Below are 778 nucleotides of genomic sequence, written 5' to 3' on the forward strand. Positions count from 1 at the left end.
GCATATATATAAAGGTATGGAGATGAGTGAGACGGGTGGGGGAGCACAGACCTCAGAAGCGGTACTTCACGCCGCCCATCAGGTGAAGGCCGCGAGCGCGCTTCCAGTGCTCGCCTCCACTAAAGTTGTTCGTAAAGCCGCGCAGGGAACGTTCGGAGAGCTTAATCGAGTGATAAAGCTCCATGCCCGCCCCAAGATAGGCAAAGGCGTGTGGCGTGAAGGCCCATTCGGGTTGCAGATAGGCACGCATTCGGGTGGCTCCGTAGATGCGCGACTTACCCTCCGGGTGCACTACGGCTGAGAAACCGTCCATGTCGAAGGGTACCAGCGTCAAACGGAAGCGTTCGCCCAGTCGGCAACCTACCTGTGCCTTCAGACTGCCCGCCATCTCTACCTTCACTTCGTAGCGTCCGGTGGTGGTCCACTTCAGAAAGCCCATCGGCATCACGAGCGGCACGCCGTACGAGTTGGTCAATCCCAAGCCCAGCCCCACGTCGAGGTTGCTCCGCAGTTTGTAGGCAAAGATGACTGCCCCATTGGCTAGGATGCTGCTCCAGCGGATGTCGCTGGGTGGGGCATAGATGCCTGCACCGAGCGAGGCCATGAGGTACCAGCGGGTAGAGAGCGGCCGCAGGTGAGAGAGGTTCAGGCTGAGGTTGAGCACCTGGTCAGGGCTTACCGCAGCGATGCTCCCCGTGTTGTCCAGCTGGGCATATAGTCCGCTGAGCGTAGCCGACCATACGGCAGGCATACCTTTGGGGTTGGGTTTCACTGCAAA

1 protein-coding gene is annotated in these 778 nt (G+C 59.5%); it reads right to left on the reverse strand.

Annotated elements, in window-relative coordinates; all coding sequences use genetic code 11:
* Positions 1-52 precede the first annotated feature (52 nt).
* Positions 53-778, reverse strand: a 726-nt coding sequence (locus Q4P78_RS09455; protein ID WP_303340114.1) for a DUF6268 family outer membrane beta-barrel protein, incomplete at its 5' end; no start/stop codon positions are given.

Source organism: Rothia sp. (in: high G+C Gram-positive bacteria), assembly GCF_030540545.1.
Classification (GTDB): domain Bacteria; phylum Actinomycetota; class Actinomycetes; order Actinomycetales; family Micrococcaceae; genus Rothia.